Source organism: Pseudobutyrivibrio sp. (genome assembly GCF_017471675.1).
Classification (GTDB): domain Bacteria; phylum Bacillota; class Clostridia; order Lachnospirales; family Lachnospiraceae; genus Pseudobutyrivibrio.
Genome location: NZ_JAFUSK010000078.1, coordinates 14,593 through 33,537, shown reverse-complemented (window position 1 = coordinate 33,537; position 18,945 = coordinate 14,593). Strand labels below are relative to the sequence as shown.

Sequence of the window (18,945 nt, the reverse complement as noted above, 5' to 3'; positions counted from 1 at the left end):
GATTCTATATCCGATACAACTAGAAAGAGATTGAAAGGAGTTGACTACTATGGATGTATGCGGGGTAACCTCTCAGATAATGGAACTCAAAACATCTACTCCATATGTGACAAGGCACGAGGAGATAAAAACAGGGTTTAAGAATATAAATGATTATTCAAAATATCTTCAAGAAAAATATCCTGAAATGAATACGGGGACTAAGAATAAGTATGGAGTACCTGTAACAGTGACGGTTTCGAGCGCATTTCTTGAAAAGTGCAATAAGGATCCTCAAAAAGCTGCATTTCTTGAAGAGAATCTTGCTGTGACAAATGAGTGTGTTAAAAGAAGTGTTGCATTCACAAAAAATATGCCAGGTAGTCCCGTTATGACGTTTATGACAATAGAATATGATTCTAATGGTGAGATTACCATGACAAGTGCCTGTACAAATGATCCTGATGGTAAAATCGCACGTGAGAATGCAAAACGTAAGGCTGATGAAGCTAGAGTAGCTCATAACAAAAATGAAAAAAGACGACTTAAGAAAAAGAAAGAAAAAGAGGCTGAAGAAAAGCAAAAACTAGAGAAGCTACAAAACAGAACGCTTGAGATGCAAGAATATATTGGCATGGGAACTGATTTAAGGGCGATTACAGAAAACATTTTTGGTAGTAATGGAAAAACTTCTTTTGATTTAAAAGTGTAACTACTTTTTCTTATTTAGGGATTATGGCATAACAGCCATAATTCCTTTTTTCTAACTCATTATATTCATTTCACAACAAAAAAACTGCGTTTCGCACAATAGGCAAGGTATATATATCGTAAAATCAGTTATAATATTCGTATATACGGTGGGGGTGGAAATGAAAATTGCAATATGTGATGATGATAAATATATAAGAGATTTCATAGCAAAAAGCATTTCTGATGAGATTACAGATGCCATTGTTAAATGCTATGAATCTGCTGAGAACTTATTGGAAGCAGCATATAATCCTGACATTCTGTTTCTAGATATACAGATGCCTGGAATTGATGGCATGGAGCTCGCTAAGCAAGTCCGCGCTAATGGAAGTGATGCAGTGATTATCTTTGTTACTGCTTTGGAGGAATATGTTTTTAATGCCTTCGATGTGAGAGCTTTTAATTATCTAGTAAAACCTATAGATAAAGAAAAGCTAACCGAGGTATTACATGCAGCCGTTGAAGAAATAATACATAGACAAACTAGAGTAACGCCAGTAGTGCCTGATAATAAGTCATTTATAATCAAAGCCAATGGATTAAGCCGAAGTGTTTCTATATCAGAAATTGCATTTGCTGAGGTATTTAACCGTAGAATTGTGCTTCACATGAGGGATAATGATGAGATTGAATACTATGGACGAATGACAGATTTAGAGAATACTGTTGGAAATGATTTTTTTAGGGTTCATAGGGCATATCTGATTAATCTTTCAGCAATTCAGTCTTATAATTCAAAGGTTGTTAAGGTGGCAGGAGTAGAAATACCAGTTGCCCGAGGCAAGTATCAAGATTTGGTAAGAGCTTATTTATCATTTAATACAAGAGGATTGTGATGATGGTGTCTGATGCATTCTTTAATTATTTTATGAATACTGTAATCGAGATATATTGCATAATTACTTCTGCGTTATTTATATATTGGCTCAGGCCGTTTGTAAAAAATATGAAGTCAGTTTATTATGCTGTAGTTTTCGAATGGATTACAGACTGTATACTAAGGCATGTTGATGTCCAAAATGGAATAAAACTGACAATCTCGATTTTTTCATTGTTTTTTGTTGGCGTGATTCTTTTCTATTTAGATGAAAAAAGAAATCTTATGCAGAAAATATTTCTATGTGTTAGCTTTTTTATCATTAGATGGTTAAGCTTGGAAATATTCACTGAGCTTGGTTTTTATGAAAGGGATTTTGTTTCTAACTTTAAATTATTTAGAGAAAGCATCCCTGCAATTGTAGCTGAATATGTTGTATCAACGATTGTCGAGTATGGATTAGCTTTATTGCTACTCTTCTTTTCCATCAAGCTACTTCTAAAAACATATAAAAACAAGCATGAAGAATTGTCTTGGAAGGAACTGATTATGTTATTAATTCCTTGTATAAGCATCTTCTTTGCTACACGGATTATTTATTCGTACTATATGCTATGGTTTGATGGTATTGAAAATGGAAGCATAAAGGCCAATATTCCAGGCAATATGTATCGCATACTGTTTTGCATAATGGCTTATTTAACGCTTTGTGTTACTCTTTACTTTTACCAGAGCATAAAGGCTAACAAAGAAATAGAATACGCTAATCGCGTGCTGGCCAGACAGATTGAAGATAGCAAGCAATATGTAGGCCAAGTTGATAATGTTTATCAGCAGATGAGAGCCCTTCGTCATGATACAGGCAATCATATGGCTGTAATGAAAGGTCTTTTGGAGACAGAAAAGTATCAGGAACTAAGGGATTACCTTGGCAATTGGGAAGAGGTATATAGCAATATAGTTCCATCAGTTAAAACGGGAAATGTCGTAACTGATATAGCAATCTCAGAGTTTGTAGATAGGTTTACTGATAATGGCATAACACTAAAGACATCCTTAAAATATCCAAGTAATGTAGCTGTTAATCCATTTGAAATGTGTGTGGTTCTTACAAATGCCATACAAAACGCCTACGAAGCCTCGCTTAGAGTTAATGAGCCATATGTTGAAATATCATCAGTTGAACGAGAAAATGTATACATTATTAGCATTAAGAATAAGTCTGATAAAAAGGCTCAGATTGATGAGGAAGGTGTTCCTATTTCAATAAAGAATGACGATGGTCATGGATTTGGTGTACGTAACATAAGGGAAATCGCTAGAAAATATAATGGTGATATTGAAATTAAGCAATTCAGTGAAAACGATGGGTTATGGTTTGTGCTTAACATAATGTTTGTTGGATAAGAATACAGAATGGTGCCTGCTGCAGAAATGCAGCAGGCTTTTTTAGTGTTATTCACATCATATAAAATGCAGTCCACATCAAATGGGTTTAGATTGAAAAAATCCTAGTCGATAGCGATTATAGAAAACCATTAGTCTAAAGTCTATGTTAAAGGAAAAGGAATTCAATTAAGAAGCCAAGGAGGGTTAAAGTATGGGGACAGTTTCTATGAATATCAATATGAATAGTATAAGTGAACTACATAAATCCAGAACAACATTTCAGATAAACCAGAATCAACAGATGGATTCATATAGTAAAAGTCTTCAAGAGCAGATAAATAATGCCAATGAACAGCTTCAATCTCTTGGCGAAGATAAAGAAATGTCCATAGATGAAAAAATGAAAAAACGTCAAGAAATTCAAAAGCAAATTACTGATTTGCAAAATCAATTACGTCAACATCAGATTGAACAGCATAGAGAAAGCAGACAAAGTAAGGGCTCATCTATGGAGGATATGCTTGGCGGTAAGCAAACAGCCAAATCATCTAAAGCCGCAAAAGGCATTTCTACAGCTAGTATGAAGGCTCTTATATCAGCAGATAGCGCTATGAATCAAGTAGAAGCGGGAGGAGCTGTTAAGGCCAATCTGAAAGGCGAAGCAGGCATTCTTGAAACAGAAATCAAACTAGATTCTGCCAGAGGCAAAGATGTAGAAAAGAAACAGGAACAACTTGCTGATATTGAATCTAGAAATAGGGATATAGAATCGGCTCAGCTAGAAGTATTAAATCGAGCAGATAAAGAATTAGATAAGGCTGCTGAAAATAATAATGATGAAATTGCAGATAAATCAACTAATTCAAATAAAGAACAGCGTGATGCTACTGTAGACAACTCAATTCCAGAGGGAGTTGAGATAAATCCAGATAACCCTGTTGGTAATAATGTTGATGAGTTGTTGTAAATCATTCTAGGAGGATTCGCCTATGAATATAAAGTTACAGGGCATAGATTTATTAGGTAATCTTGGATTAAAAAGTACGCAAGATAGATTAAATAGACAAGCTGAGCGTGATAATAAAATAGCGTTCTTTGAGCAGCAAAAAGAGAATCTGAAAAACATGAAAGCAGACACAATTGATGAGATTGCCAGAAAGCTTGATATGTTTCATGGATATGAAGATCAAATTGCAGCAGCAAGGATGGAATATAACCATTCTCAGATGTTTCATGTATTTGATGAGGCTCAGGAACTCGCAGAAAAGATTGCTGAAGCTGCTGAAAAGAATGAACCTAAGACTCCTGAAGAACGTCGTGATGATATGATTGAAGAAGCTACTGGAGTAGAAAATGAAGGATTGCTTGATGAATTAATGGATAATCTTACAGAGGCAATTGAGGAATCTACTGAGGAGATGGTTGAAGAATTACAGGAAACATCGGAAGAAGTATTATCAGAGGACGAGCTAAATCAAATGATGCTGCTGGAAGAAGAACAGATAGAAAGACTAGAACAGGAAAAGAACGTTCCTGAGAATTATATACCGTTTGATTATCGTATTTAAAAGGATTGGTTTATAGACAAGGAGGTCGATTATTATGGCAAGGATTAGCGACTATGTATCAAATCACAAGTATTTTGACGAGAACTACAACGTGAACAATCAAAACTATTCAAATGATTTCTTAGATGGGTTAAGTGCATCAGCACCTAAAGTTTCCAGTGGATCATTTAGTCTATCCGACTATTCACTCATCAAAAGTGGAACTTACGGAAAGCTAATGAAAGCTTATTATGCACAGGACAAAGCTCAGAAAGCAAATGTCGGAAAAGACTCTTCGGCTAAGCTAACAGCAATGGCTGAAGCAGCAAGTGCTTTATCCAAATCTTCTGAAAGGCTCATGAGTGCATCCTTATGGGAACAGAAAACAATTGCAGAAAAAGATGAATTAACAGGAGAAGAAAAAACTAAATCAGATTATAACTGGTCCGATATTGAGAAAGCTTTAAATGTATTTATTGAAGACTATAACAGTACTGTTGAAGCTGCAGGTAATTCCAATACTAAAAGCGTTTTACGAAATGGTGCATGGATGACCAAAACAACTTCTGCACATGAGAAAACTCTTAACAAAGTAGGTATTTACATTGGAAAGGGAAATAAGCTTTCTTTAGATGTGGAGCAGCTGAAAAAGGCTGATATAGGAGCCCTTAAATCGCTATTCACTGGCCATAATTCATATGCCTCGCAGTTAATGAATAAGGGAAATTCAATTGCGAATGCTGCTGGTGTAGGAAGCTCTTATAACAAACAAGGACGCTATTCTAATTCTCTAAATGACTTAGTAAAAAGTAAGTATGACTTCAAAGAATAGTTTTGGATGGAGGTATTTATTATGGGTATGGATATAAATGGAATTTCAAATGTAACCTCTACAGCTTTAACTTCAAATGAACCTAGTAATATTGAGAATACAGAAACACCAATAAGAATAAACAGTATAAATAAAAAATCGAATGATGAAGGTGTTACATACGAAAAGGGTGATAAAACTGAAATGGGTTCATACAAAATCAATAAAATGAGCAAAGAGGACCGCGCTGCCCTAGTACAACAATTAAAGGATAATATGGAAAAGCAGAAGCAGCAGATGCTTGAATTAGTTAATAAGACTATTTCAGGACAAGTTGGAACATTTGGAAAAGCAAACGATGACAGCTTTTGGCGAATGTTAGCTGGCGGAAATTTCAAAGTTGATGCTGCCACCAAGGCAAAAGCTCAGGCTGATATTGGAGAAGATGGTTATTGGGGCGTAAAACAAACTTCTCAGAGACTTTTTGATTTTGCTAGCGCATTAGCTGGTGATGATGTAGAAAAAATGCATGAAATGCAAAAGGCTATGCATAAAGGATTTGGTTTAGCAGGTAAGTCTTGGGGAAGAAAACTACCTTCTTTTTGCCAACAAACCATGGATGCTGCGGATTCGCTCTTTGATAATTATTTTAAGGCGAAGGAAAGCGAATCTAAGGAAGTGATTAATGAGAATACCGTAAATATCAGCAAGTAAACTGATGTTAAAATAATAACGGTTTGTGCGGCATCAAAACTGCACAAACCGTTGTTTTATGTTAGGCAAACATCAATTGATTTCAAAAATACATAATCACAAGTAATTAATTCTGTCGTACATTTCTTTCCAGTTATCGGGAAGTATCCCTATTTTATATACATCAATTTTAGATTTGTTAATCAATTTACTCAATTCATCCCCCAGTGCATCCGCTTCTTTCTGAGGTAAAAGTTTTTTCAGTGCATATATACGCGAATACAAATCAGTGTCTGTTGGTAATACATCTTGAGGATCTCTTTTATCAGGGATAACTACTGAAGATGTCATACCTATAACCATGGAATGATGAGCGCAATAATTCCTTAAGTTTCGTATAGCATCTAACCATGTATCAATTTGTTTTGTCACTTCTTTTTTGTAGTTGCGTCCAGGATATGCATAATCTAAAACTGCTTTTCTCAAGTCACCTCTAAGATAAGAGTACATCATAGTTATTGTACCCATTTCAAAATATGTAAAAGCGGCCCATACTGGAAGGAGATTTTTATGACGACTACCACCTTTTCTATATTCCTTCAATTCAGGATGCTTAACTACATCTTTTCGAAGCTGTTCTTCTTTGTCACGCAAACTAGGATAAAATTTCTTTCCAAAAAAACGTGTATTTTTCTCTCTTGTAACTTTAAAACGCTCACCTTTAGAAGGGGTATAATATTGCTTATCAAGATAAAAAGCGGCATCTCCTGTTTTCAAAGATAATGCATTACTTACATTACTTTTAAAGAAAATCTCTGCTTTTGTGCAATATTTAAATAGCAACTGTCTTAGTTGAACATCAAAGTCGTAAGTTGAAAAGAATAGTTTTGAGTCAGCTTTAAAACCTAAAGTCTCTACTTTTGTGAGCAGAAATTTACCATAACGACTAGCTCTAAAATAACCTGTATATGTTAAAAAATCTCTAAATCTTTTCTTTTGACGAAAACTCACATATCTTTTCATCAAGGACACCTGTTGTTCAAGGTCTATTGGAAGCTCTGTATTAAGCATAAAATCCTCCATAAAATAAAAAAAAGAATGGATATACCATTCTTAATCCCGCCGATGGAATATTTGGATTCGGGCATTACCCATGCCTTCCTGCGGTCTAATTAAAAGATACCATCATCAGCGAAGATTATCAATAGTTTTTTCTAAATAATATTTATTATTTACGTTGATTATTCTGCTCTTTTTTTATCATTTTAACAGCATAAAAATAAACGGGCAACCAAAAGGGCAACGAGACTTCCGACATGCTTTTCCTCCTTGATTTTATAGTATTTGTGAACCCTGTTTAAGGTTCAAGTCCCGCAGCCGGCATAAATTAAAAGTGGTCTAGCATTGCTAGGCCACTTTTTTTATGGCACAACCTGCTTAACTGTGGCATACTATATTCATACTTGAGGCGAAGGGCGGTGGAAACAGCCTTAAGAAAAAAGAAAAGGAAACAATTAACATGGCAAAGGTAAAATACTGGGTTCTTGAAGGTGTGGATAAGGTAGTCAAGGGCACTTATAGGATGGCTGATAAGGTGCAGCATAAGTCTAATTATGTAGAAGGCACAGATGGAACCATTTATTATATTAGTGGTGCAAATAAAGGGTATGAATCGCAGGCTGATGCAGAGGCGGCTTTTAGTGGAGGTTCACAGTCTAAGCCTAAGAAAACATCCACAAGCGGTAATAAGGCAATAGCGAAATCGGCAAATACCGCTATTGCAAAAAAGGCAGCAGCGTCATCAAAGCTTACACCAGGCGCCTACATAGGCTCAGATGAGGTAGGAAAGATAGAGCCCCTTAAGCAGCTGATAGTGGTAGCTGTTTATGTAAAGGCAGATATGTTTGATAAAATGAGAGCACTTGGTGTGGATGATTCTAAGAAGATTCCAACTAAGATAAGTAAGATTGGAAAGACACTTACAGGCTTTGACAGCTTTGAGCAGTTTGAATCAGGCAAGGTATATGAGAACGAAGAGTATGGACTTACATATTGCCCATATATAATTAGTAATGCTGAGTATAACAAGTATCACGAAGCTGGAATCAATGCTAACGAAGTGCTTACTAGAATCCATAACGAGGCAAACCTTAGGCTTTTACAGCATTTAGAGGAAGCAGGGATTAAAATAAGCGATATAGTCATTGATGATTATATGAATGGATATGGTGCTAAAAAGTTTAGGGAATACCTTAATAAGAATGGCTATGACAAGGACAAACTTACAGATAAGACAGGCCTAAAGCTTACTTTTGAAACAAAGGCTGATGGCACATATAAAGAGATAGTGGGAACTGCATCGGATATATGTGCATATCTTGATGGATTGTTGCAGCAGCATCTTAATAATAAATATGGTATGGAATTAGACTATGGCAACATTGTTAATCACCCTAGTATGGGCAAACGCCTTAGGGATTCTTTTGCAAGGATTAATGAAATGGATCCAGATATGTCAGATGTAAAACATACCAAAACCTATAATGATTGGAAAAACATATAAGTTGAATAAAAAAGCTAGGAGCCATCAAACTCCTAGCTTTTGCGCATCTTATAGCAATATATATTGCTGTGGCTATGATTTACTTAAAGTAACGATTAAGAAGTCCCTCAAGAGCCTTGCCGTGTCTAGCCTCGTCACGTGCCATCTCATGAACTGTGTCATGGATTGCATCAAGGTTATTCTTCTTAGCGCAAGCTGCAAGATCGAACTTACCAGATGTAGCGCCATACTCGCAGTCAACTCTCCAAGCAAGATTTTTCTTTGTAGAATCTGTCATGTTAACCTCAAGCTCTGAGCCTAAAAGCTCTGCAAACTTAGCTGCATGCTCTGCCTCTTCGTAAGCAGCCTTCTCCCAGTATAGACCAATCTCAGGATAACCTTCTCTGTGGGCAACACGCGCCATGCAAAGATACATACCAACCTCTGAGCACTCACCAGTAAAGTTAGACTTTAACTGGTCTAAGATATATTTCTTATCTTCATCTGTGATATCTGGGTTGTTCTTAACTGTCTTACCATAGATACCGAATTCATGCTCTGCAGCAAGCTTAAGCTCACCCTCTACCTTCTTGAATTTGTCAGAGCTTGCATGACATACAGGACATTCCTCTGGAGGATTATCTCCCTCATAAACATAACCACAAACTGAACATACATACTTTGCCATAAATTAAACTCCTTTCACATATTGAAATAAAATAGTAACCATTATTATTTTCATTATTAATAATAACTTGCAGTAAGCTGCCTAATACAAGCTAAACTACCAGCTATTCTTTAGACTGCTCATTAAGACAGCTTTGGCACACACCGGTGAAAAGCAAATTAGCTATTTCAATTGTGCCAAGGCCTGCACTTGATGCGGCCAAGATTTGATCAACACTAGGTGTAACCTCCAAATCCATTACCCTGTGACAGCACCTGCAATAATAGTGGCTGTGAGCTGATGTGTCAGCATCGTAATGCTCTGTGCCATCACCTGTGGAAATCTTACGAACTTCCCCTAAATCTACAAGAAGAGTGAGATTCCTATATACGGTGCCAAGGCTTATCTTGGGATAATCTGCCTTAACATGCTGATAAATAATATCAGCCGTAGGATGTTCATGGGTTGACATCAAATACTCTTTAATTGATTCACGTTGTCTGCTGTAGTTCATAATTAAACACCGCCAATCTAAAATTAATAATGATTGACTATATAATATCAAATAAACAGCAAAAGTCAATATAAAAATAGGAATAATTACTGTTTTAGAAGACTAATACAAGTTAGTTTTAAATAATATTTCACTGTTTTTTCTTATTTAAGTGTTGTCATTCATACAAGTCAGGATTTGTTTTATAAAAAAAATAAAATAAATAGTTATAAGAACATTATTTTTGAGGGGTGTGAAATGAAACAGAGGAAAGGTAAATTAATTGGGCAGGTAGTAGGAATTTCTTGTATTGCTGCAGCTGTAGGCTGTATCATTCTATCCATAATTTGAATGAAAGAAGTTAAAGACACATACTTAGATATGACAGAAGAAGAGCTACACACAGCTGTAACCATTGCAAACAGTGAGTTTACAAATATGTGGGATGGCGATTGGGATTATAAGGATTCTGTTCTCACAAAGGGCGGCGAGCCGGTATATGATGAGTATCTTTCAACAATGGAGGAATTGAAGGCAGATACAAATCTTGAATATACTATTTTTTACAATGACACCAGAGCGGTTACAACATTAAAGAAGCAGGGAACAGATGAGTATTTTATTAATACACAGGCTTCGGCTGAGGTTGTGGATACTGTTATCAATGGAAACAAAGTATTGTACAAGCCTGACATGACAATTGAAGGACATCAGTATTATGGTTACTATTTACCATTGTCTAATGATGATGGTACACGGGTAGGTATGATGTTTGTAGGCCGTGATGCAACTACTATTGATGCAACTATCTTTAGAGTATCAGCAGTGCTTATTGGTGTTACAGTGATTGTTGTGCTGGTGCTTATAGTGATAGGTGTTATGGCAACAAGAAGTGGCACCAAGGCAATGAATGCAATTTCTGATTCTATTAAAGAGGTGGCAGAGGGGAATCTTACATACGAAATTCCTCAGGAATTGATTGATAGAAATGATGAGCTTGGAAACATTTCAGAATCCATCTTCAATCTGAAAAATAAGCTTTTAGATATTATTGGAACCAGTGTTAAGCTTTCTGGTAAGGTTACAGAGTCAGGTGATAATCTGGCTGATTCAGCAGAGGATGCGTCTAGCGCATCAGGACTTGTGGCAAACGCTGTAAATGATATTTCAACAGGAGCAATGAGTCAGGCTGAAAGTGTACAAAGCTCAGCAGAAAACGTTAACGAAATCGGAACAGATATTGAGACTATTACCGATAATGTAACTACACTTAGCAATAATACAGATGAGATGAAGGAAGCTTGTAGCACATCTATGCAGGCTCTTGACATATTGCTTAAGCAGAATCTTGCTGTTATGGAATCTATGAAGCAGATTGATGAGCAGATTAGAAATACTAATTCATCAGTACAGAATATTGCAGAGTCTTCAAAGCTTATTACAGATATTGCATCCCAGACTAATCTGCTTGCTCTTAATGCATCCATTGAGGCAGCCCGTGCCGGTGAATCAGGAAAGGGCTTTGCAGTAGTTGCAGATGAGATTGGAAAGCTTGCATCACAGTCTGCGGAAACAGCAGAGCAGATTAATGCAATCATTCATGACCTTACTACAGAATCTGAAAAATCAATTACGACAATCGAGCAGATGAACAGTGACCTTTCTGCTCAGTCTGGACACCTGGATGAGACAAAGCATAACATGGAGAAGATGCAGGCAGGTGTAGATAATGTGGCAGCTAATGCCAAGGATATATCAGTAAGAGTTGATAATCTGGAAGGAGCTAAGAATAATCTGGTAGAGATTATTGACAGCCTTTCAGCAATATCACAGCAGAACGCAGCATCATCTGCAGAAACAAAGGATTCTATGGATAATCTTAATGCTACATTTGAGGTTATCACCAATGCTTCTGAATCCCTTAAGGCGCTGGCAGAACAGCTATATGAAAAGATTAGCTATTTCACTATAGAATAAAATAATGACACATCAAAACGTCAGCCTGAAAAAAGGGCTGGCGTTATCTTGCACTTCCAGTTGTAATGACACGTGACCCTAAGGAAATCAACAGACTTAATGCAGCTCAGATGATGGGTATGACAATTGGTCAGATTATCCTTAACCTTTTCGTTCTTAGATTAGTAGAGTGGTTTGGTCATGGCCAGCAGGCTGCAGGTTATCATTCAACAGCTATTTTGCTTGCACTTGTTGCTCTTCCAATGTTCTGGGCTGTTGCAGCATTATCAAAGGAAAGAATCGATGTTAAGAAGAGTGAGCAGGGAAGTATTATCGAGGGACTTAAGCTTATCGCAAAGAACAAGAACCTTGTATGCGCACTTCTTTACAGCTTAATGAACATGTTTGGTATGCTTGGACGTATTTCTGTTGCAGTATTCTTCTATATGCACTGTGTACAGAACTTCACATTCATTACAATCTTTATGATGATGCAGATGATTGTTGGTACAATTGTTATGCCAATTGCTCCAAAGCTTTGCATGAAGTATGGTAAGAGAAACATCGCTATTGTTTCAATGCTCATTCAGGGTCTCTCACTTATCATCATCTTCTTTGGACCAGCTGAGAGCATTCCATTTAATTTTGTAATGATGGTTATTTATGGCCTTGGTTATATTGCAGGTCCTTCAGGATCAGGTATGATTGTTGATGCTATTGATGATTTTGATCTTAAGTATGGCTACAGAAACGATGGTATGGCATTCTCATTCTCAGGAATGGCTACAAAGATTGGTACAGCTCTTGCAAACTCAATTTTCCTTTTAATCATGGGCAAGTTTGGTTATGATAACATGTTTGCTCTTAAGGGAATGTTAGAGGCTGCAACAGATAAGGCTGAAATTGCAAACCTTACAGCTCAGATTACACATATCCAGTTTGGTATTGATATGTGTGCAAACCTTCTTCCTGGTATTGTATTCCTTCTTGGAATCATTCCACTCTTATTCTATACACTTGATAAGCCAGGTTATATGGATAAAGTAAGAGATGGTCTTGTAGATAGAAACAAGGCTCGTGAAGCAGGAAATGCTGAGTAAAATTTAATAAAATAGAATATATCATATTAGAAAGCTAGAGGCAGAAAATGTCTCTGGCTTTTTTTAATATATTTACTAAAAATTATGTAATAGTTTGTTTGTAAATATTAAATAGGATGAATTATAAATAAGCCACGTATATAAAAAAAAGATGAATAAAATTTAGCACTTTATATTGCTAAAGCGAAATATATGAGGTATAATACGCACTAATAGATGAATGAGTACTATATTAAATGCCTTATTAGTGAATAGTATTGTTGATTTATTCTTTACAAATATAGAGGAAGGTCTAAGCGGGAAGGTGAAAGAAAAGTTAATTGCTTGTGTAGGTAAACATTCCAAAGTTCTTGCTGGAATGTTAGAAACTGATTTTAAGAAATTCAATAAAATAGATTTAATATCATTATCGCAAGAAATTCCTTATGTAGGAAAGGATTATAACGGGATAGTATATTTTACCGGATATTCAAATACGACAACAAAAGAAAGAGATTATGGGGATTATGTTGTTGTTAATTGTATTTTATTAGCTAAATTTTTGGTACTGAACTATAAGATTATAAAGGAAACTAAATTTATTTTTATTTCAAGTGTTAAATGTCATAAGGTAAAAGATAGAAAAAAAGCTTATTATTTGGCAAATAGAATATTGACGCAAGTAAAGGAAAATGTTCCATTGGATATTAATGCTTTAATAGAGGCCTTTTCTGATATAGTAGAACAACCATATGATGCATATGGTGTTTCTAAATTGGTTGCTGAATACATAGTTAGAATTATATGCTGCAACTACTTCATTTTAAGATGTGATTATATCATAGGAATTGAAAATGAGGATAATCAAATATCTACTTTATTTGAAGATTTATTTAACAGGAATACATTAATATTACCAAATAAAAAAAGGGGATTTATTTCATACAGAGATTTGTCGAATATAGTAAACGCAATACTTGATAGTGAAATTGCTATGCATAGTGATAGGACATTTAATCTGTTTGGGATTTATCAATATTCAGCAAATGATTTAATAAAAAAACTTGATATTTATATAAAAATTTTAAACTCAAAAAGAAAAATAGAATTGGTAGAAAGGGGTTATGAGTTAGTAGGTAATAAAGACTTAAATGAAGATACAACTTCTTTATATAGAGACGTATATAAACGCGATTACTCATATGTAAACATAGAAGATGAGATAACAAATCTTTTTTATAGATCATACATACGTAACGTGTTGCACTATACCATAGTAGAAGAATTATGTGGTGGCTCGTATGCAAAAGTCTATAAAGTATGCACTGATGAAGAAATGTACAGTTTAAAAATGGCATTGGGAGAAGGCGCAGATAATGGTAGTAAAAAAATATTTGATGAGGTAAGACAATTATATGCAATTCAGGATTGTTATAAGAATAAACAGATAAGCTCAAAAATGTATCCTGCTAAAATAATTAAATTCGGTAGTAATTTGTCTTTCTCGTATGTTGTTTCTGAGTGGAAAGACGGAGAAGTCTTATTTGAAAAGATTTTAAATGGAGAGAATTGTAAAAAATATATTGATGAAATAATAGGTGAGATAACAAAGAGCTATTTAATAAAACAGATACAATGCGATAAGGATATTTGGGAGATAAACATTGAAAGATCATGGAATAGATTAAATAGTGTTGCAAGTATAGAAAAATTAACTAGAACAATAGTGTTCTCAGATTATCTATATATCAATTCACAAGAATTTCCTGGAATCGGATTGTTATTAAATGAAATAAAAAACAAATTTGAGAAGTTTAGTGAAAATTGGGGAATATGTGTTAGTGGTGACGCGATATTTGACAATATAATCATTGGCAAAGATGGAGACTATAAAATTTTTGATTCCAGAGGAAGGGACTTAATTTGGGAAATAGATAATTTACCATATTACTACCCTATTTATGATTATGCAAAGATGGTGTTTTACTTTTGGGGATGGAAAATAATTAGATTGGAGAAATTCGATGTTGAGGAAGTAAGTGGTGAGTGGAAAATTAAATTTTTGGATACAAAAACTAATATCGTTAAACGTATGCTGGAATATGGGAACACAACATATATAAGTATAAAAAAACAAATTCAAATCTTAAGTGACATTAATTATGAATTATATATGAAGAATCTTATGTTATTAGTCGGAATACATTTTCTATGTGATTCTTATCCAAGGCTATGCGGAAAAGGAAATGCATATAAGCAATGTATCGCAGAGTTATTAATTGGAATAATGATAATTAGTATTGTACTAAAAAACATAGAAGAGGAAGAAGAAGTAATATGTGGTTTAATTGTCAAAAAGTTGAGGAGCTTAATTCAGAATTAGTAGATTTTCTATGTAATTCAGAAGGGAACTTTGTAGATGTTCCAATTGATTCCTATGGTAATGGAAAACAAGTTGATTGGGAGAATTTAAACAAACTAATTAATGAGAAATATTGTATTGTCGAATGTGATGAAATTTCACATGTAAATAGGATTTATCAAAGAATGCAGGCAAATGTCAAGCAAATCAACTTAGATATACTCAATAATATATCATGCATAGAAGAATTATTGGATATATGTAGAACAAAAATAGATGACATGTATAAGAGTGGTTTGTTTTTGAGTGAAAGCAATGGTCGAAAATTATTGTTGGAGAATCCTCCGACAAAAACAATGTCTATTATAGACAAGAACAGTAATATAGAAGATATTTGTGATGAGTTGGGGATTCAATATGTTTTTGCGCTTACAAGACTGTATGAAGATGAAGGCTGGCACAATGCAATGTATAAACTGTATGCAGAATTGGAACCCAATTATTTTGAAGAAAAAGAAATAGAGATTATATACATAAAAAAAGAACATTTATCCAAAGAATATGCAAATTTAGAAAAAGCTCCTGTATGGGAGGACAAAATAATGGGGGCAATTTTTATTTTTAACATAGATGATTCGTTGGATTCTCTGAGGGTTATTTCAAAGTTTTATCATTATGTTATGGAACTTTATTTACATTCTAGTATTGTTAGAAATTATAAAGCATATGAGGATTTTTCTGATAGATTTATAAGATACTTTCTGCAAAGCGAAAATGATACAGAATTATTTTTTGAACCGCATTGTCTAATAGAAGCTTATTGTTGGAGATATGCTGAGAAAATGTTACATGATTTATTGAAAAATTTTGGTATTAATCTTGATAAGATGAACAATACTTTAATTTACAAGAAAGAAGAGTGTTTCATTACAGAAAATAACATAGATGCTATTTCAAATCATGCAAGAAAAAGAAAATTTCCAGGAAGACACCGAATGTTTTCGATGGATTTTAAATATGAGTTATTTAGTAGCATGGTATTAAAAAAAAGTAACTTTGTTGATTATATTATTGTAAATGCAGAGTGAAATATTTCATGATGAAGATTAGGAGAAAATATGGAAAAAATTTTTACAGTAAATAATAAATGGGCGGTTAATGACTATTGTAATATGGTTGACTCTGGAATTACCAGTATAAGAGTAAATGGAATACATGCTACAGATGACACAATAAAAATAATTAGTCATTTAAAGAAGGAACGACAAATAAAAATATACTATGATTTGCCAGGAGTTAAATGGAGAATATGGTCAAGTAATAGAGAGCGTATTCAAGTTCACGAGTCTGATGAAATATTTTTATATAATGAGAATTATAATCTGACTAATCCCGCGCAATTTAGAATTATAGGTGAACGATTTTGGGACAATATAAGAAAAGGGGATATATTTTTTATTCGAAGAGTCCATAGGGAAAATGTGATAATTGAAATAAATGAGGCGTTTGCTGGTAAAGCTAGGGCTACAGTTCTTCATGGGGGATTAATAGGGTATGGATATCACATTTATAATCCATATGAATACAAGGTAAATAATGAGTTAAGTGAGCTAGATTTAAAGCAAGATCAAAGGATACGTCGGTTAGAACCAAATATAATAGTGGTTTCTTTTGCAGATACGGAAGAAATTGTGAAACAGGCAAAGAATATGTGGGGAGAAAAATCAGATATCTTCGCCAAAATAGAGACCAAGGAAGCAATTAATAATTTAGATGATGTTTTGAAAGTGGCAGATGGAATAGTAATTGGAAGAGATGATTTAAGTGCTTTTTTGAAAAAGGAAGAGATAAGAGGTGCTGTTGAGACAATCCTTAACAAATGCATAAAAAATAATTTACGTTGTATTGGCGCATCAAACTATCTTCAGAATGTATATGAGAATAATACATATGATGAAGAGGATTTATTTGATATTGAGATGCTCATACAAAAAAAAGCTTACGGTATTTATATTAATGAGACAAATAAAGATTCTTGTTGGAGCAAATATTTAAGAATGATAAATAAAATGGAAGATATTTGCATGGATTTTTCAATGATTTCATAAAAATGGATTTTGAAAGGAAAAGAAAGCGGTAATTAAAAAGTGATGATTAAGAATATTATTTTTGATGTTTATGGGACATTAGTTTCTACAGGTTCTGGTTCCGTTGATGCTACTAAGATTATTTTTGACAAATATAATTTGGATGATTCTGCGGAGGATATATATAGGAAATGGAAGGAATTTCATAAAGAACATATTAATACGTTAAATGAATTTATAAAAGAAGAGGAGATTTTTATAAAAGATTTGGAGAAACTATTTTTGCTATATGGCATAGAAGCTAACCCAATGGTAGAAGTAAAACCAATGTTGGAATCTTTATATAATAGGAAATTATTTGATGATACAGCGGAGACTATAAATGAATTGTCAAAGGATTTTAATATTGCTATAGGTTCAACAACAGATACGAATCCGTTAATGTGTAACATAAAAAACACTTCTCTAAATTCTATAAGTAATATTTTTACATCTGAGAATTTAAAAATTTATAAACCTAAGGAAAGCTTTTATTCTGAAATATTAAGAAGAACAAATTGGAAGGCAGAAGAATGTCTTTTTATAGGAGATTCGATGGATGATGATGTTGTTGGTCCTCTTAAGGTCGGTATGAAGTCAATTCTTATAGATAGAAAAAATAAATATACTGTATGTCCTTATGGAGTAAAAAAGATAAAGTCATTATTAGAAGTAAAAGATTTACTAAATGAATATTAATAATTTTTATACAACTCACATTTTACTTGGTACTAAAATCATTCGTAAAATATCATATGGATGATTTTTAGTATAACTATAAAAAGAAAAGGAGGGAAATGCTATGAAGTACGAAGCACCAAAGGCTGTTGAAGTTAAGATGCCTGCAGCACTTATGCACGAGTGTGGTTATCGCTAATTAGTTGAGATTTATGGTTGCTATTAATACATATATTAGATAATAGCAACCATAAATGCTTTTGTGAGAATAGGTATTTGGAGGAATAATGCAGAGTATCATATCAGTAAAACAAAGTGTTATCTATTTATCCATTATAATGTGTTTGGTACTTGGAACAAAAGAGCTGACTATTATGTGGATTATATTTTTGGTAGTTACGGGTAATGTTAGGAGAATATCAAGAAAAAAACCATATTTATACTGGATTAGGATGACGGGGTATTTTATTGTTGAAACTATACCCTTATTCTTAAGAACTGGATTAAAGAATATTTTTTCTCTATACGATGGTGGAATAATATGGGTCATTTTGGCTTTTTCTATAGGGGGAATGATATGGATTCATGATTATAATATCAATAAGATTTACTATACTAAGAGCAGTATAGCAACTTTGAGCGAAAAGAAAAGATATGAGATATTTGTTTTTTTGTATGGAATAATTGGGGCTATTATTTTTGAAGAAGTCTTTTTTAGAGGATATATGTGCTGTATGTACGAGAATAACATTATAGGAGTAGTGACATCGAGTTTAATGTTTGTTATGTCTCATTATTGTTTACCATGGTCGAATACTTTTAGAAAAAAAGATTTTTTTAGACAGTTTTGCATAGGTGTAATCAATGGACTATTACTAATATATAGTGGAAGTATTATTCCATGTATTATAGTTCATTTATCTTGTAATTTGAACGTAATTATTACGGAATTATTGAGATATGTGAGGTATTATATTAGCCCTGAAAAATATAATGAATACATTTTAAATGATGATATTTCAATAGATTTTTAACAATATAAAGGAGAAAACG

General features: G+C 33.8%; 18 protein-coding genes. 15 read left to right on the top strand and 3 right to left on the bottom strand.

All coding sequences use genetic code 11. The features are described 5' to 3' along the window. Nucleotides 1–49 precede the first annotated feature (49 nt). The 7 genes from IJ535_RS12690 (at nt 50) to IJ535_RS12660 (ending at nt 6,010) form a co-directional block, all read left to right on the top strand. Nucleotides 50–691 (top strand): hypothetical protein, encoded by a 642-nt coding sequence (locus tag IJ535_RS12690; protein WP_294303607.1) that lies wholly within the window; start codon nt 50–52, stop codon nt 689–691. A 160-nt stretch (nt 692–851) separates the two neighbouring features. After that, entirely contained in the window at nt 852–1,568 is a 717-nt protein-coding gene (locus tag IJ535_RS12685; protein ID WP_294303605.1) for a LytR/AlgR family response regulator transcription factor, read from the top strand. A 110-nt stretch (nt 1,569–1,678) separates the two neighbouring features. Continuing rightward, nucleotides 1,679–2,956, top strand: coding sequence for a GHKL domain-containing protein (locus IJ535_RS12680; protein WP_294303604.1), 1,278 nt, complete (start codon nt 1,679–1,681; stop codon nt 2,954–2,956). Between the two features lie 193 nt (nt 2,957–3,149). Continuing rightward, nucleotides 3,150–3,905: a FlxA-like family protein gene (locus tag IJ535_RS12675; RefSeq protein ID WP_294303602.1), complete on the top strand. Its 756-nt coding sequence runs from the start codon at nt 3,150–3,152 to the stop codon at nt 3,903–3,905. Nucleotides 3,906–3,927: 22 nt separating this feature from the next. Further along, nucleotides 3,928–4,506, top strand: coding sequence for a hypothetical protein (locus tag IJ535_RS12670; RefSeq protein ID WP_294303600.1), 579 nt, complete (start codon nt 3,928–3,930; stop codon nt 4,504–4,506). Nucleotides 4,507–4,540: 34 nt separating this feature from the next. Continuing rightward, on the top strand, nt 4,541–5,317 hold the full coding sequence (locus IJ535_RS12665) for a hypothetical protein (protein ID WP_294303598.1): 777 nt from the start codon (nt 4,541–4,543) through the stop codon (nt 5,315–5,317). 21 nt (nt 5,318–5,338) lie between these two features. After that, a complete protein-coding gene (locus IJ535_RS12660) occupies nt 5,339–6,010 on the top strand; it encodes a hypothetical protein (protein ID WP_294303596.1) in 672 nt (223 codons plus the stop codon). A 96-nt stretch (nt 6,011–6,106) separates the two neighbouring features. Here IJ535_RS12660 and IJ535_RS12655 read toward each other — a convergent pair whose 3' ends face one another. Next, entirely contained in the window at nt 6,107–7,060 is a 954-nt protein-coding gene (locus tag IJ535_RS12655; protein WP_294303594.1) for an Abi family protein, read from the bottom strand. 448 nt (nt 7,061–7,508) lie between these two features. Between IJ535_RS12655 and IJ535_RS12650 the strand changes: the two genes are divergently transcribed. Continuing rightward, on the top strand, nt 7,509–8,552 hold the full coding sequence (locus tag IJ535_RS12650; RefSeq protein WP_294303592.1) for a hypothetical protein: 1,044 nt from the start codon (nt 7,509–7,511) through the stop codon (nt 8,550–8,552). A gap of 79 nt (nt 8,553–8,631) precedes the next feature. Here the strand turns inward: IJ535_RS12650 and IJ535_RS12645 are convergent, their stop codons facing one another. Both IJ535_RS12645 and IJ535_RS12640 read right to left on the bottom strand, forming a co-directional pair. Further along, entirely contained in the window at nt 8,632–9,219 is a 588-nt protein-coding gene (locus IJ535_RS12645; RefSeq protein ID WP_294303590.1) for an NADH peroxidase, read from the bottom strand. A 103-nt stretch (nt 9,220–9,322) separates the two neighbouring features. Then, nucleotides 9,323–9,712: a Fur family transcriptional regulator gene (locus IJ535_RS12640; RefSeq protein ID WP_294303588.1), complete on the bottom strand. Its 390-nt coding sequence runs from the start codon at nt 9,710–9,712 to the stop codon at nt 9,323–9,325. Between the two features lie 330 nt (nt 9,713–10,042). On the opposite strand from IJ535_RS12640, the gene IJ535_RS12635 reads away from it, so the two are divergent. From IJ535_RS12635 to IJ535_RS12605, 7 genes are all read left to right on the top strand, one after another. Continuing rightward, a complete protein-coding gene (locus IJ535_RS12635; protein WP_294303586.1) occupies nt 10,043–11,668 on the top strand; it encodes a methyl-accepting chemotaxis protein in 1,626 nt (541 codons plus the stop codon). Nucleotides 11,669–11,733: 65 nt separating this feature from the next. After that, on the top strand, nt 11,734–12,747 hold the full coding sequence (locus tag IJ535_RS12630) for an MFS transporter (RefSeq protein WP_442961403.1): 1,014 nt from the start codon (nt 11,734–11,736) through the stop codon (nt 12,745–12,747). Nucleotides 12,748–12,967: 220 nt separating this feature from the next. Continuing rightward, nucleotides 12,968–15,109: a sugar nucleotide-binding protein gene (locus IJ535_RS12625; RefSeq protein ID WP_294303584.1), complete on the top strand. Its 2,142-nt coding sequence runs from the start codon at nt 12,968–12,970 to the stop codon at nt 15,107–15,109. Next, nucleotides 15,064–16,176 (top strand): hypothetical protein, encoded by a 1,113-nt coding sequence (locus IJ535_RS12620; protein WP_294303582.1) that lies wholly within the window; start codon nt 15,064–15,066, stop codon nt 16,174–16,176. Before IJ535_RS12625 ends, IJ535_RS12620 begins: the two co-directional genes overlap by 46 nt. Nucleotides 16,177–16,206: 30 nt before the next feature. After that, a complete protein-coding gene (locus IJ535_RS12615; protein ID WP_294303579.1) occupies nt 16,207–17,196 on the top strand; it encodes a pyruvate kinase in 990 nt (329 codons plus the stop codon). Between the two features lie 42 nt (nt 17,197–17,238). Further along, complete coding sequence (locus tag IJ535_RS12610) at nt 17,239–17,913, top strand: HAD family hydrolase (RefSeq protein ID WP_294303578.1); 675 nt, start codon at nt 17,239–17,241, stop codon at nt 17,911–17,913. 266 nt (nt 17,914–18,179) lie between these two features. Continuing rightward, nucleotides 18,180–18,926: a CPBP family intramembrane glutamic endopeptidase gene (locus IJ535_RS12605; RefSeq protein ID WP_294303577.1), complete on the top strand. Its 747-nt coding sequence runs from the start codon at nt 18,180–18,182 to the stop codon at nt 18,924–18,926. The last annotated feature ends 19 nt before the right edge of the window (nt 18,927–18,945 follow it).